Here is a 13,904-nt window from a genome sequence, read left to right on the forward strand (position 1 = left end):
AGCATCGGCACTCGTGCCCTCGATCCCCCGGCCTGGTCCGCGCGGGTTGTCACCGCGCCGCGAGCGCCGCCCGCTCCCCGAGATCCGCGTCCCCGTGGCGCGGGCGATCGTCGATTGCGCGGTGTACGTCGACGGCCACCGGCAACCGGGACGGGTGAGCTACACCGAAGGTCTCGCCCGGGTGCGGGCCGCCGGCGAGGGCTTCGTATGGGTCGGACTCCACGCCCCCGACGACGCTCAGATGGCCGACGTCGGCGCCACGTTCGGCCTTCACGAACTCGTCGTCGAAGACGCGGTACACGCGCACCAGCGGCCGAAGCTCGAGGTCTACGACGACACCCAGTTCCTCGTCCTGCGCACCGTGCAGTACATCGAGCACGAGACGATGGCCAAGGCGAGCGAGGTCGTCGAGACCGGCGAGATCATGGTCTTCGCGGGGCCGGACTTCGTACTGACCGTGCGCCACGGCGAGCACACCGAACTGTCGGAACTGCGCCGTCGCCTGGAGACGCACCCCGAGCGTCTGGCCCTCGGCCCGACCGCGGTGCTGCACGCCGTCGCCGACAAGGTCGTCGACAGCTACCTCGCCGTCACCGACCGGATGGACGCCGATGTCGCGGCGATCGAGGAGGTCGTGTTCGGTCGGCAGGGTCACGCACTCGACATCGATCCCGTCTATCTCCTACGGCGCGAGGTGCTCGAACTCCGTCGTGCGGTGACACCGCTGGCGGCCCCGCTGCAGAGTCTCACGGCAAGCGGTAACCCGCTGGTGCCCAAGGAGATCCGACGCCAGTTCCGCGACGTCGCCGACCACCTCACGACCGTCATCGACCGGGTCCTCGAGTACGACGAACTGCTCACCTCCCTCCTGCAGGCCGCGGCGGCGAAGGTCGGTATCCAGCAGTCGACCGACATGCGCAAGATCTCGGCATGGGTCGCGATCGCCGCGGTGCCGACCATGGTCGCCGGGATCTACGGCATGAACTTCGACCACATGCCCGAACTGCACCAGGAGTGGGGTTATCCCGTCGTGCTGGGCTGTCTGGTGGCCCTCTGCGCGACGCTGTTCGTCGTGTTCCGGCGCAGTCACTGGTTGTGACCGGCGGCGGCGGTGATTGCCCGCGCACCGGCGTGGGTAACCGGCTTCGATGACCCGCACGGACCACGCCGAGGACACGGCGCGACAACTGATCGACCGCGCCGGCCGCACCTACGCGCAGGACGCCGGCATCACGCTGAAGAACACGCCGTCACCGCTCTTCGAACTGTTGGTGCTCGCCCTGCTCCTCAGTACGCGGATCTCTGCGGACATCGCGGTGGCCGCCGCGCGCGAACTGTTCGCCGCCGGTTACCGGACCCCGGAGAAGATGGCCCGCGCCGACTGGCAGAAGCTGGTCGACGCGCTCGGCCGCGGCCACTACGTCCGCTACGACGAGAGCACCGCCACCCGCCTCGGCGAGGCGGCGCAGAAGGTCCTCGACGACTACCACGGCGATCTCCGTCGGCTCGCCGACGACGCCGACTCCGACCCCACCCGCGCGGCGGAACTGCTCCAGGATTTCACCGGCATCGGTCCGGTCGGGGCCGACATCTTCCTGCGAGAGGTGCAATCGGTGTGGGAGTGGGTCGCGCCGCGTTTCGACAAACGCGCGCTCGCCGCCGCCCGCGACCTCGGACTACCCGAGGACCCGGCACGGCTCGCCGATCTCGCCGACGGCCGGCCCGAGGTGCTGGCAGCGGCGCTGGTGCGTGTCTCGCTCGACAAGCAGTTGCGCGCGGAGATCGCCGGATCCGACAACCGGGCCTAGGCTGGGACGACGGTCACTACCACCCGGTGATGGTTTGTGCCGTCCCCGATCCGGTTACCCAGGAGAGCCGGCGTCCGCCGCGCACCGCGGTGCCCGACGCCCGTACCCGACGCCCGTACCCGACGCCCGTACCCGACAGGAGGACTCCCAGGTGTCAGCTGACCCGATGGTCGACGATCCGACGGCGCACGACACGGCCTTCCGACGCCCCCTGTTGCCCGGTGCGCGCGGACCGCTCTCGGCCATGGTGATCGACCTCCTCCGCGGTGACCCTGCGTCCGCGTCGGTCCTCGACCTGCCGGCCGACGACCCGAGGGTCGTCGACGCCGACCCCTACGGCGACGATCTGCAGCTCGCGCTGTACCTCTGCTACGAGATGCACTACGTCGGGTTCGTCGACGCCGACGCCGGTTGGGAATGGAGTCCGGCCCTGCTCACGGTTCGGGCCGCCCTCGAGCAGCGATTCCTCGCCGCCCTGCACCGCGACGTCCCGGCGATGACCGCCGACGATTCCGCCGAGCACGAGATGGAAGAACTGTGCATCGAGAACCCCGACGGTGACGGCGCCTCCTACCGGCTCCGCGACGCCGGGACGTGGGAGCAGTACCGGCAGCTGTTCGCTCTGCGCTCGCTGTACCACCTCAAGGAGGCCGACCCGCACGCCTTCGCGATCCCACGTCTGCGCGGGCACGCCAAGGCCGCCTACGTCGCCGTCGAGTTCGACGAATTCGGCGGCGGACGCGGCGACGCCGTGCATCAGGAGCTGTTCGCCGATCTGCTTCGCGCTTCCGATCTCAGCGCCGACTACCTCGGCTACCTCGACACCGTTCCCGGCGTCGCCCTCACGCCGGTCAATCTGATGTCGCTGTTCGGACTACACCGGCGCTACCGGGGCGCGGCGGTCGGACATCTGGCGGCCACCGAGATCACCTCGCCGCCCGGTTCGCAGCGCCTGCTGGCCGGTTTGGAGCAGCTCGACGCACCGGAGGCGTGCCGGCGGTTCTATCGCGAACACGTCGAGGCCGATGCCGTGCACGAGCAGATCCTGCGTACCGATGTCGTCGGCGATCTCATCCGCACCGAGCCGGACACCGAGGCCGATGTGATCTTCGGGATCCGCGCCTTCCTGTTCGTCGAGGACGCCCTCGACCGGCATGTGCTGTCCGCGTGGGACGACGGAAAGAGCGCCTTCCCGGGTATCTGACCCGGGCAAGGCGCTCGTTCGGGCGGCGCTCGTGAGCCGTCAGGTCGCGCGGCGGCGCTTCTTGCGATGGCTGGTGTCGCACAGGGGGTAGTTCTTGCTCCGACCGCACGCACACACCGCGACCATGAACCGATCCGACTGCACCCGGGCGCCGTCGGGGAGTTCGATGTCGACCGGACCGGACACCAGGACGGGTCCGCCTCGGATCACTCGCACCGCATTCGGCTTCTTGTCCCCGCTCACCGCGACGCTCCGGCCGGGGCGGGACCACCCGGGGCGACGGCGACGATCGCGACGAGACGCTCGATGCGACGGTTGCTTTCTAGCATGCCGCACTCTTCCATCCAGCCCGCGCGTGCGGTGAGGACCGGACCGAACGGGATGACCCGCTCGGCCACCACCTCTGCGGTCAGTCCCCCGGCGCGCAGGGCGCGCAGCGAGGCGTCGGAGTCCGCGAATTCCGAGTGGACCAGCACGAAAGCTCCGCCGGGCACCAGCAACTCGGGAACGCGTGCGCACAGCGGGTCGAGGACGGCTCGGCCGTCGGGTCCCGCGTCCCACGCATGAGACGGGCCGGCCGGGTGCAGCTCCGACTCGGACTCCGGTGGGGTCGGAACATACGGGGGGTTGCAGGTGACGACGTCGTAGCGACCCTGATGGCGCCGGAGATCACCGTGCGCCACCTCGATCCGGACGCCGGTGTCGGCTGCCGCGCGCCGAGCGTAGGCAACCGCGTCCGCCGATGCGTCCACCGCGGTCACGTGCGACGCACCCGACCTTGCGGCCGCTATCGCGATGGCGCCGCTGCCGGTGCAGAGATCGAGCACGCGGGCCCCGGAGACGCCGCGGGATCGGAGAGTGTCGATCAACAGCTGAGTGTCCTGCTGTGGCAGGTAGACATCGAGCTCGGGTAGCGCTGCGGTCGCTGTGGGAAGCGACGATGAGGTGATGGTCACGCCGGGCACCGCCCGTTCGTCGTGCCGATGGTCCCTGCTCCCCGTGACTCCATGCACCCTCACTTCTCAGACGGACCGTGCTCAGTTGGTCAGATGTTCCCTCTGTCATACGTTCCGAAACCTCGATGCGGATGAGTGCGCCGGGAATCCGCCGGCCGGTCAGGCCGGTGTTGCCGAGGCCCGATCCGGCCGCCGTACATCGATACCCGCCTCACGCCAGGCCTCGCGGAGTGCGTCGGCACCCTTCAGTCGGACCCACGCGGCCTCGTTGGCGGTGATCGGCACCGCCCGGAGCATGCTGACCGGGTCCATGGGCGTGGGCAGCTCGACCGTCCCGAGTTCGTCCGCCTCGAGCAGGACCGCGGTGAACGGCGAACCGTCCCACAGGGGTTCGCCGAGGTCGACGAGTGCATCGGCGGCGATGACGAGGCCCTCGACCGCCGGCGCGGCCGCCAGCGTCGCCATGCGCTTGTGCAGACCGGGCAGCGGCGTTCCCGACGACACGCGCACGACGAGTTCGGCACGGGGTCCGCGGACCGGATCGGCGTGCAGGTCGGTGGGATCGGACATCGGGTGCCGTGCGCACCCCGACGTCACGTAGACCACCTCGTCCCGATCGCCGGCTTCGTCGGGCACGAACCGCAGGACGTCGATCGGTTCGACACCGAGGAACGTCACCGACGCACGTTGGGGGGTCGCCCCCAGCCGGTCTTCGAGAAATCGTCCGACGACCTCAGTCACGGCTTCGCTCACATCCGACAGGCTACCGACTCCGGCGCACGGACCCGGGGTGCTCCTCTAGCCTGGAGCAATGGTCCGGGTTCTGGCGGTCGCCGACGAGGTGGTGGACTCCCTCACCTTCGGGGTGGGGATCGAGTCCCGGCCCGACCTCATCCTCGGTGCGGGTGACCTCCCGTTCGAGTACCTCGAGATCCTGTCGTCGCTGTGCGACGCGCCGTGCGTGTTCGTGCCCGGCAATCACGACCGGGACCTGCGCGGGTACCGCCGCGGCCGCACCGGCTGGACGCGCGCCGGGCTCCCCGTCGAGGACCCCGGACCGTGCGGTGCGGTCAACGCCGACGGCCGGACCGTGACGGTCGCCGGACTCCGTATCAGCGGCCTCGGCGGCAGCCGCCGCTACAACGACGGCACCAACCAGTACACCGACACCCAGCAGCGGTTGCGGTCCCTCCGGTTGCGATGCACCACCGCGCTGTCACCTCCCCGCGGCGCCGACATCCTGCTCACGCACAGCCCGGCCCGCGGCGTCGGCGACCGCGACGATCTGCCGCACCGGGGTTTCGACTGCTTCCACCCGCTGGTCCGGTCGCTGCAACCGGCGCTGCTGGTCCATGGCCACGTCCATCCGTACGGCGAACGACCGGCTGATCTGCCCATCGGCTCCTCGACGACCTCGATGAACGTCGTCGGCTACTGCCAGTTCGACTTCGATCCCGCCACCCGGGAGGTCGAGATCGTGAGGCGCAGACATGGCGCGTGACACCGGATTTCCCGACGCCGACGCGGAGAACGACTTCGCCCGGATGCGACGCCAGGCCGAACGCGCGCGGCTCGCGCAGTGGTTCATGCGTCAGCCCGCCGACGTGAACACCATCCTCCCGTTCGACGAGGTCGTCGCCGCGCTCGGACGGACCGGGGAGACCTCCCTCGGACTGCAGGTCGTCGAGGTGTCCTCGATCGTCGGAAGTGTCGACCGCACCAAGGATTTCGACCGCTACTTCCGGCCCACCTCGTCGCGCGGCCGGGAGCGCTGGCAGCGGCTGGCGGCCGCGCAACGCCGCGGCGAATCCGTCCCTCCGGTACAGCTGTACCGGATCGGATCGATGCACTTCGTCATCGACGGCCATCACCGCGTGTCCATCGCGATCGCGCGGAACTGGGTCACGATCGACGCCTACGTCACCCTGATCCACACGCGCATCTCCCCCGAGGGCATCACCGCGACCTCCGACCTGGTCCTCAAGGACCATCGTCGGATCTTCCTGTCACGCGTGCCGCTCGAGGGCTCCCAGGCCGAGGCCATCCGACTCAGCTTCCCGTTCGACTACGCCGAACTCGCCGAGAACGTCGAGGCGTGGGGATTCCGCCTGAGCCAGGAGATCGGCGAGTTCCTCAACCGCACCGAGACCGCTCGGCGCTGGTTCGGTGAGGAGTTCCTGCCGGTCGTGCGGATGGCGCGCCGGGCGGGCATCCGGCCCGACCTCGACAGCGACGCCGAGCTGTACATGTGGGTGGCCTGCGAACGGTATCGGCTTGTGCGCAGGCACATCTGGGACGAACACGTCTTCGACGAACTGCTCGACCACTCCCGCAGGCGCCGGCGCTGAGCCGACGCCTGCAGGGACAGGCGGGACACTAGCGGACGCGCAGGGACTGCCCCGAGCTCTGGTCGAACACCGCGATCTTCGACGCGTCGTAGAACAGCTCCGCCGAACCGCCGCGGCTCACCTTCGAGTCCGGGGACAGTCGCGCGATGAACTGATTGCCGCCGAGATCGGTTCCGGAATCGGCGGACAACTCCGCGAGGGCGTCGCTCGACGCCCGGCTCGACCCGACGCCGAAGTAGGCGTAGATGTCGGAACCCATCGACTCGAGCACGTCGATGTTCGCGGTGAAGGTCCCGCCGTGTCCACGGGTCGTCGAGTCGACGAGCGACGCGTCTTCGAGGTGCTCGGGCCGGATGCCGATGAGCACGTCGCCGCCACTGCCGACGTCTCCGGCACGGGAGACCACCGCACGATGGTCGTCGAGGACGATGGTGCCGATCGCGGTCTCGATACCCTCGCTGCCGAGGCGACCGGACAGGAAGTTCATCGCCGGGGAGCCGATGAAACCGGCCACGAACACGTTGGTCGGATTGTTGTACAGCTCCTGCGGCGTACCGATCTGCTGCACATACCCGTTGCGCAGCACGACGACCCGGTCACCGAGGGTCATCGCCTCGGTCTGGTCGTGGGTCACGTAGACCGTGGTGGTCCCCAGGCGCTGCTGCAGCTGTGAGATCTCCGTACGCATCTGCACGCGCAGCTTCGCATCGAGGTTCGACAGCGGCTCGTCCATCAGGAACGCCTTCGGGGAGCGCACGATCGCCCGGCCCATCGCCACGCGCTGCCGCTGACCGCCGGAGAGATTGGCCGGCTTGCGGTCGAGGTACTGCCCGAGGTCGAGGATGCGCGCGGCCTCGTCGACCTTCGCGGCCACCTGATCCTTCGGCATCTTCGCGAGAGTCAGTGGGAAGGCGATGTTCTCGCGCACCGACATGTGCGGGTAGAGCGCGTAACTCTGGAACACCATCGCGATGTCGCGGTCCTTGGGTGCGCGCTCGTTGACCCGCTCCCCGCCGATCCGCAGCTCGCCGCCGGAGATGTCCTCGAGTCCGGCGATCATGTTGAGCGTCGTCGACTTACCGCATCCCGACGGGCCCACCAGGATCACGAACTCGCCGTCGGCGATCTCGATGTCGACCCCGTGTACGGCGGTGGAGCCGTCGGGATACTGCTTGGAGACGTTGTCCAGAACGATGTCTGCCATGGGTTATCCCTTCACGGCGCCGGAGGTCAGGCCGGCCACGATTCGACGTTGGAAGAAGAGCACGAAGATGATGATGGGGATGGTGATGACCACCGCGGCGGCCGAGATCGACCCGGTCGGTTCCTCGAACTGCGAACTGCCGGTGAAGTTCGCGATCGCCACCGGCGCGGTGATCGCCCGTTCGGTCGACGTCAGCGACAGTGCCAGGAGCAGGTCGTTCCAGGCGAAGATGAACACCAGGATCGCCGCCGTCACGACGCCCGGGGCGGCGAGCGGGGCGATGACCTTGCGGAAGGCCTGCCACGGGGTGGCGCCGTCCATCTTGGCGGCCTTCTCCAGCTCCCACGGGATCTCGCGGAAGAACGCGGACAAGGTGTAGATCGCCAGCGGCAGCGCGAAGGTGATGTAGGGCAGGATCAAGCCGGGCCAGGTGTCGAACAACCCGATGGCCCGCTCGATGTTGAACAACGGTGTCACCAGCGAGATCTGGGGGAACATCGCGATCAGCAGCGCGGCACCGATCAGGAGCTTCTTGCCCGGGAAGTCCAGGCGGGCCACCGCATAGGCCGCCATCGTCCCCAGGAGCACCGCGATCACCGTGGTGATCAGACCCACGCCGATCGAGTTGATCAGCGCCGAGGTGAAGGCGCTGGTCTCGAAGATGCTCTTGTAGTTGTCGAGGGTGAACTCACTCGGCCAGAACTTCCCGTCGGTCACGCTGCTCGCCGGCTTGAAGGACAGGCTGATGATCCACAGCAGCGGGATGAGTGCATACAGGATCACCAGGATGTTGGCGATCGACCACCAGGCCTTGGACTTTCCGCTCGCATTCAACGGCTTACCTCCCCTCGTCGTCGGAACCCGGTGCGGCGGTGCCGAACCCCTTGATGAACACGAACGCGATGATCGCGACACAGATGAAGATCAGAATCGAGATCGCCGAGCCGACGCCGAGATTGAAGGCGCCGAACAGATTGTCGTAACCCAGCATCGACACCGAGTAGGTGTTGTTGGACCCGCTGGTGAGGACGTAGATGTTGTCGAACACGCGGAACGCGTCGAGTGTGCGGAACAGCAGCGCCACCAGGATCGCCGGCTTCATCAGCGGAAGGATGATGCGCCACAGTCTCGTCCACGCCCCGGCACCGTCGACCTGGGCCGCTTTGAGCAGATCGTCCGGGACGAGCGCGAGGCCGGCCAGCAGGAGCAGGGCCATGAACGGCGTCGTCTTCCAGACCTCGGCGAGGACGATGATCGCCAGCGACGGCCATTGCTCGGTGAGCGGTGCGGTGCCGTCGGGTAGCAGGTTGGCGAGATATCCGGTGCCCGGCGTCCACGCGTAGTACCAGGAGAACGCCGCCGCCACGGTGACGATGCCGTAGGGGATCAGGACCACGGTGCGGATGGTGCCCCGCCCGAAGATCGTCCGGTGCATGACGAGCGCGATCGCCATGCCCAGCACGAGTTCGATGAGTACCGACACGACCGTGATGCCGACCGTGACGGCAAAGGCCGTCCACCAATAGTTGTCGGTGAGGACGGTGGCGTAGTTGGCGAACCAGACGAACTCGCGTTCCCCCGGCGCCGAGAGGCTCATCTTGTTCAGCGAGAGCCAGACCGCGTACACGATCGGATATCCGGTGACCAAGAGCATCATCAGTGCGGCCGGCGCCACGAGCCAGAAGGCCAGCCGGCGCTCGGCGGTTTTGCCCTCGCTGCGCTTGCGCGGGGCGGCCGGCGGCGTGTCGGCCCGAGGCCGATCGATCACCGCGGTACCCCCGCCCGTCCCGGTCGCCGGCTTCGACAGCGAGGCGGGCGCGGGATCCGGAGTGGGCCGGTCGGTGTGCGACGACGCCGCGGTCACCTCGTGCCGACCTCCCGGCGGAGCGGTCCACACCTGATCGGACTGCACCGGAGGTGTGTCGCCGACGATCGGGATCGGACCGGTTTGGGGTGGGGCATCATCCGGGAGGGCGTGTCGCCCGGCTCGGAACCCCGCGTCGTCGGGGTTGCCGCCCGCGTTCTCGGCGTCGTTGCGCGGAGTGTCGTTGTCGCTCACGGGACCAACCCTTCCCCGTCGATGGCCTTCTGGACCGCTTCGGCGAGCTCGTCGACCAGGGCCTCCGGCTCCCAGGCGCCGACCGGGCTCAACTTGGCCTGCAGCAGCGTCGAGATTGCTTGATAGTCGGGCGATTTCGGCCGCAGAGCAGCGTGCTCGGGTTCGAGCTGCCGCTTGATCTCGTCGGCCATCGGGTACGCGAGGCGGAAATCGGCGTCGTCGTAGATGGACTCGATGACCGGCGGCGGACCCGCACTGAACGAGAACGCCTTCTGCGATGCCTCACTGGTGATGCACTCGGCGGCCTGGTAGGCGAGGTCCTGCTGTTGCGAGGTGCTCGCGACGGCGATGTTGATGCCGCCCAGGGTCGTCTTGGTGGGAAGTCCCTCGAAGCCGGGATAAGGCGCGAAGTCGAAGACCCGCCGCATCTCGCGGTTGAGCGGGACCACCTGCGCCGGGGTCGGCGGATTCGCGGTGTCCGCGTACAGGTTCGCGTATTCGGTGAGGTCGAGGAAGGCGACGCTGCCCGCCACGGCGTTCTCGCGCATCCCGGCGAAGACGAACGGCCAGTTCACCTGGTACAGGGCCTCACCGCTCTCCATGCCGAGCCGCGCGGCGCCCTCGTCGGAGTTGGTCAGCGACGGATCGGCACCGGGCGCGGTGGCGACCCGCTTCAGCGTCTCCAGGGCGCGGACCGTCGCGGCGCGGTGTTCGGGGGTGTCGTTGAGGGTGACCTTGTCGGGGTCGTCCGGGTCGACGATCTGCCCACCGGCGCTGGCGAGTACCGAGTTGAACCACACCATCAGGCCTTCGTACTGCCTGCCCTGCACCATGATGTAGGTCGGTCCGCCGTTGCGACCGCTGACGAGCGCGTCCTCGAGCATGCCGTTCCACGTCGACGCCGGGCGCCGGCGGTCGACGTCCTCGACGAGCACATCCGGTCGGTACCAGAGCAATTGGGTGTTCGTGGAGAACGGGATGGCGTAGAGCCGTTCCCGCTCGTCGTCGTCGGTCTTCCAGACCGCGGTGTCGAGCGGACCACCCAGGGTGCGCGCCGACACCTCGGCGGCCATGGCGTCGGGCACCGGCACCATCCAACCCGCGTCGGCGAATTCGGCCGTCCACACCACGTCCATGCCCATCAGGTCCAGCCCGCTGTCGTTGCCCGCGAGGCGCCGCGCGAGCTGCAAACGCTGATCGTCGGCGCCCTTGGGCAACGGGGTGGTCACGACCTTGTACGCACCACCGGAATCCGCCGAGCACTTGTCGCCGATCTCGGCGAAGGTGTCCGCGCCGTCGGCCGGCGGATAGAAATTGAGTACGCCCGCTTCATATCCCGAGCCACATGCGGACAGCACGGGCAGCATGGCCACCGCTGCCACCGCCGCGGCGAGGACCTTTCGTCTCACGCGCCTGGTAGATCCGTCGGTGCTGATGGATCCGTCCGTGCTGACCCTGCTCCGCACGCAGCCTCCTCGATGTCGTACGCGGCGCCGCAGCGGTGCTCCGCCGTGAGCGTCCGAAGAGCAACGCTATACGTGAGGATTCGTGACATGCAACACATTCGGCATGGGCGTGCCATTCCGCGGGCGATTGTGATCGCTCCGTGTCCGACCGCGGGAGGCGACGTCAGAAGGTGAGACGGGCGAGCGTGTCGCGCGCCTTCTCTGCGCTTTTCGGGTCGCACAGCACGTCATAGCGGCCGGCGACCAGCTGCATGGTCGACGCGAAATCCCGCTGGCCCCGGGTCGCCGCGTACGGAATGGTCGCGGAGATCACACCGAAGACCATGCCGCCGACGATGCCCACCAGGATGGGCGCAATGGGCGAGCCGGCGAAGACGAGCGCCACCAGACATCCGAAGAAGAAGCCGAGCCAGGCACCCGAGACCAGCCCGCCGCCGATCACCTTGCCCCACGTCAGCCGGCCGATGACCCGCTCGACCTGCATCAGATCGACGCCCACGATGGTGACGTCCTGGACGGTGAAGTTCTCGTCGGAGAGGAAGTCCACCGCGCGCTGGGCCTCGGCGTAGGTTCCGTACGAACCGATCGGCCAGCCCTTGGGCGGGGTGGGGAGTCCCGGCGTCTCGCGGCTCGGGCGCATGGGATTGGTCATATCGGGGCCTTCCCTGTTGTCAGACTCCAGTGCTGAACGTCGCGGTGAGACCCGACAGTGGGACTGGTCTCCCACCGGTGGGCGTTCGTGTCTGCCGTCGGCCTCCGCTGCACCGATTACACTACCCTTACTCCCATGTCGTCGGTGAGCAAGGTGTTCGTGGCCAGATTAGTCGGGTTGGCCGTCCTTGGTCCCGACGGCGAGTCCATCGGACGCGTCCGCGACGTGGTGATCTCGATCCGCATGTCCGGGCAGCAACCGCGCGTCCTCGGTCTCGCGGTCGAATTGACCACTCGGCGTAGAATTTTCGTGCCGATGCTGCGGGTGACCGCGATCGAGCCCCAGGCCGTGGCCCTCAACACCGGCACCGTGAGCCTCCGCCGGCTCCACCTGCGGCCCGGCGAGGCGCTCGCCATCGGACAGGTCCTCGACACCCACGTCCGGGTCGTCGATCCGGATCTCCCCGAGCTCGCCGACGCCGACGTGACGGTGATCGACCTCGGGATCGAGAAGACCCGGACCCGCGATTGGGTCGTCTCCCGCGTCGCGATCCGGGCGGGACGTCGCGGCCTGCGCCGGCGCCACGAGACACAGGTCGTGGAGTGGTCCAGCGTGCAGGGCATCACCCAGAGCTCGCTGAACCTGCCCGGACAAGGAGTCGCGCAGGCCCTCCTGCAGTTCGAGGGCATGCGCCCGGCCGACGTCGCCAACGCCCTGCGCGAACTGCCCGCGAAACGTCGCGACGAGATCGCAGCGGCCCTGGACGACGAACGGCTCGCCGACGTGCTGCAGGAGTTGCCGCCCGACGACCAGAAAGAGGTGCTGGCCGCGCTCGGACGCGACCGCGCCGTCGACATCCTCGAGGCGATGGACCCCGACGACGCCGCCGACCTTCTCGGCGAACTGCCCGACACCGAGGCCGAGGCCTTCCTCGAGGAGATGGACCCCGTGGAGTCCGAGCCCCTCCGCCGACTCCTGCTGCACTCCCCCGACACCGCGGGCGGCGTGATGACCTCGGAGCCGATCGTGGTCACCGCATCGACCACCATCGCCGAGGCCCTCGCCCGGGTCCGCAACCCCGACCTGACGCCGGCCGCGGCGAGTCTGGTGTTCGTCGTCCGCCCGCCCACTTCGACACCGACCGGCAAGTATCTCGGATGCGTGCATCTGCAGGCCCTGCTCCGGGAACCGCCCGCGCACCTGGTCGGCGGCATCCTGGACACCGACCTCGCCCAACTCCATCCCGAGGACTCCCTGGAGACGATGACGAGATATTTCGCGACCTACAACCTGGTGTGCGGCCCCGTCGTGGACGAGGCCGGCCACCTGCTCGGCGCGGTGAGCGTCGACGACCTGCTCGACGAGATCCTGCCGCGCGACTGGCGTGAGACCGAACCCGAGGACGTCGTCGAGGCCGACGGGTACGGCGTCGGGAGTGGCCCGGAACCGGCATCGGGCGGCCCCCAGGTGCGGATCCGATGAGCGAACCGGGACGCAAGCTCGACACCCCCAGCACCCGCCGCACGATCTCGTTCAATCTCGACTCCGACGTCGTCGGGATGTACAGCGAGCGGATCGCCCGGTTCCTGGGCACCGGACGATATCTGGCGATCCAGACGGTCATCGTCATCGTGTGGATCGTGCTGAACCTGGTCGCGGTGTCGATCCAGTGGGACCCGTACCCGTTCATCCTGCTGAACCTCGCGTTCTCGACGCAGGCGGCGTACGCGGCGCCGCTGATCCTGCTGGCCCAGAACCGGCAGGAGAACCGCGACCGGGTGTCGCTGGAAGAGGACCGGATGCGGTCCGCCCAGACGAAGGCCGACACCGAGTTCCTGGCCCGGGAGCTCGCCGCGGTCCGTCTCGCGGTGGGCGACACCGTCACGCGCGACTACCTGCGCAAAGAACTGGACGACCTGCTCGACGAACTCACCGAACGGCTCGGCGCCCCCGCCGGCGACGAATCCGGCCGCCGCGGTTCCAAGGATCACTGACACCAAAAGCCGGGTTCGTGTCTGGGACGTCAGACCCATATGTATGGTGGGTCACAGTTCGGACCGGATCCCGGCGTCTGTCACGGCGCGACGAGATTCTCCGACACATCCATGTGAGCGGCTCTGGACCTGGGCCGCGGGTGAGCATCGCCGCGTTCTCGGGGGCAGAAGTGTGTGTTGACAACGGAGTGAAGAGGACCGGGCAGCGGCCCG

15 protein-coding genes are annotated in these 13,904 nt (G+C 68.4%); 7 read left to right on the forward strand and 8 right to left on the reverse strand.

Translation table 11 applies throughout. From position 1 onward, the window contains the following. Positions 1–13: 13 nt before the first annotated feature. From Q9R39_RS04720 to Q9R39_RS04730, 3 genes are all read left to right on the forward strand, one after another. On the forward strand, positions 14–1,099 hold the full coding sequence (locus tag Q9R39_RS04720) for a magnesium and cobalt transport protein CorA (RefSeq protein WP_058252770.1): 1,086 nt from the start codon (positions 14–16) through the stop codon (positions 1,097–1,099). A gap of 49 nt (positions 1,100–1,148) precedes the next feature. Beyond that, on the forward strand, positions 1,149–1,808 hold the full coding sequence (locus Q9R39_RS04725) for an endonuclease (protein ID WP_311277149.1): 660 nt from the start codon (positions 1,149–1,151) through the stop codon (positions 1,806–1,808). Positions 1,809–1,974: 166 nt separating this feature from the next. Continuing rightward, the gene (locus Q9R39_RS04730) at positions 1,975–3,012 is read left to right on the forward strand and encodes an iron-containing redox enzyme family protein (RefSeq protein ID WP_058252717.1); all 1,038 of its coding nucleotides are present in this window, start codon (positions 1,975–1,977) and stop codon (positions 3,010–3,012) included. Positions 3,013–3,051: 39 nt separating this feature from the next. On the opposite strand, the gene Q9R39_RS04735 is transcribed toward Q9R39_RS04730, so the two are convergent. From Q9R39_RS04735 to Q9R39_RS04745, 3 genes are all read right to left on the reverse strand, one after another. Next, entirely contained in the window at positions 3,052–3,255 is a 204-nt protein-coding gene (locus tag Q9R39_RS04735; protein WP_058252716.1) for a CDGSH iron-sulfur domain-containing protein, read from the reverse strand. Further along, a complete protein-coding gene (locus tag Q9R39_RS04740) occupies positions 3,252–3,968 on the reverse strand; it encodes a HemK2/MTQ2 family protein methyltransferase (RefSeq protein ID WP_091344408.1) in 717 nt (238 codons plus the stop codon). The genes Q9R39_RS04735 and Q9R39_RS04740 overlap by 4 nt, the downstream gene beginning before the upstream one ends. Before the next feature lie 159 nt (positions 3,969–4,127). Then, positions 4,128–4,721: a suppressor of fused domain protein gene (locus tag Q9R39_RS04745; protein WP_068969931.1), complete on the reverse strand. Its 594-nt coding sequence runs from the start codon at positions 4,719–4,721 to the stop codon at positions 4,128–4,130. Positions 4,722–4,779: 58 nt separating this feature from the next. Between Q9R39_RS04745 and Q9R39_RS04750 the strand changes: the two genes are divergently transcribed. Next, positions 4,780–5,469 (forward strand): metallophosphoesterase, encoded by a 690-nt coding sequence (locus Q9R39_RS04750; RefSeq protein WP_311277150.1) that lies wholly within the window; start codon positions 4,780–4,782, stop codon positions 5,467–5,469. Continuing rightward, a complete protein-coding gene (locus Q9R39_RS04755; protein ID WP_055475023.1) occupies positions 5,459–6,316 on the forward strand; it encodes a hypothetical protein in 858 nt (285 codons plus the stop codon). Before Q9R39_RS04750 ends, Q9R39_RS04755 begins: the two co-directional genes overlap by 11 nt. A gap of 28 nt (positions 6,317–6,344) precedes the next feature. On the opposite strand, the gene Q9R39_RS04760 is transcribed toward Q9R39_RS04755, so the two are convergent. From Q9R39_RS04760 to Q9R39_RS04780, 5 genes are all read right to left on the reverse strand, one after another. Then, on the reverse strand, positions 6,345–7,520 hold the full coding sequence (locus Q9R39_RS04760) for an ABC transporter ATP-binding protein (RefSeq protein WP_058252713.1): 1,176 nt from the start codon (positions 7,518–7,520) through the stop codon (positions 6,345–6,347). 3 nt (positions 7,521–7,523) lie between these two features. Next, complete coding sequence (locus Q9R39_RS04765) at positions 7,524–8,354, reverse strand: carbohydrate ABC transporter permease (protein ID WP_055475025.1); 831 nt, start codon at positions 8,352–8,354, stop codon at positions 7,524–7,526. 4 nt (positions 8,355–8,358) lie between these two features. Next, positions 8,359–9,579 carry a sugar ABC transporter permease gene (locus Q9R39_RS04770; RefSeq protein ID WP_082652962.1) on the reverse strand — a complete coding sequence of 407 codons (1,221 nt, stop codon included), beginning with the start codon at positions 9,577–9,579 and terminating at the stop codon, positions 8,359–8,361. Then, positions 9,576–10,988 carry an extracellular solute-binding protein gene (locus tag Q9R39_RS04775; protein WP_175404349.1) on the reverse strand — a complete coding sequence of 471 codons (1,413 nt, stop codon included), beginning with the start codon at positions 10,986–10,988 and terminating at the stop codon, positions 9,576–9,578. The genes Q9R39_RS04770 and Q9R39_RS04775 overlap by 4 nt, the downstream gene beginning before the upstream one ends. Positions 10,989–11,208: 220 nt before the next feature. Next, positions 11,209–11,697: a general stress protein gene (locus tag Q9R39_RS04780; protein ID WP_311277151.1), complete on the reverse strand. Its 489-nt coding sequence runs from the start codon at positions 11,695–11,697 to the stop codon at positions 11,209–11,211. A gap of 135 nt (positions 11,698–11,832) precedes the next feature. On the opposite strand from Q9R39_RS04780, the gene Q9R39_RS04785 reads away from it, so the two are divergent. Further along, complete coding sequence (locus tag Q9R39_RS04785; protein WP_226512981.1) at positions 11,833–13,179, forward strand: magnesium transporter MgtE N-terminal domain-containing protein; 1,347 nt, start codon at positions 11,833–11,835, stop codon at positions 13,177–13,179. Beyond that, a complete protein-coding gene (locus Q9R39_RS04790; RefSeq protein WP_055475028.1) occupies positions 13,176–13,691 on the forward strand; it encodes a DUF1003 domain-containing protein in 516 nt (171 codons plus the stop codon). Before Q9R39_RS04785 ends, Q9R39_RS04790 begins: the two co-directional genes overlap by 4 nt. Positions 13,692–13,904 lie beyond the last annotated feature (213 nt).

The organism is Gordonia sp. AC31, assembly GCF_031844505.1.
In the GTDB taxonomy this organism is placed as follows: Bacteria; Actinomycetota; Actinomycetes; order Mycobacteriales; family Mycobacteriaceae; genus Gordonia; species Gordonia hongkongensis.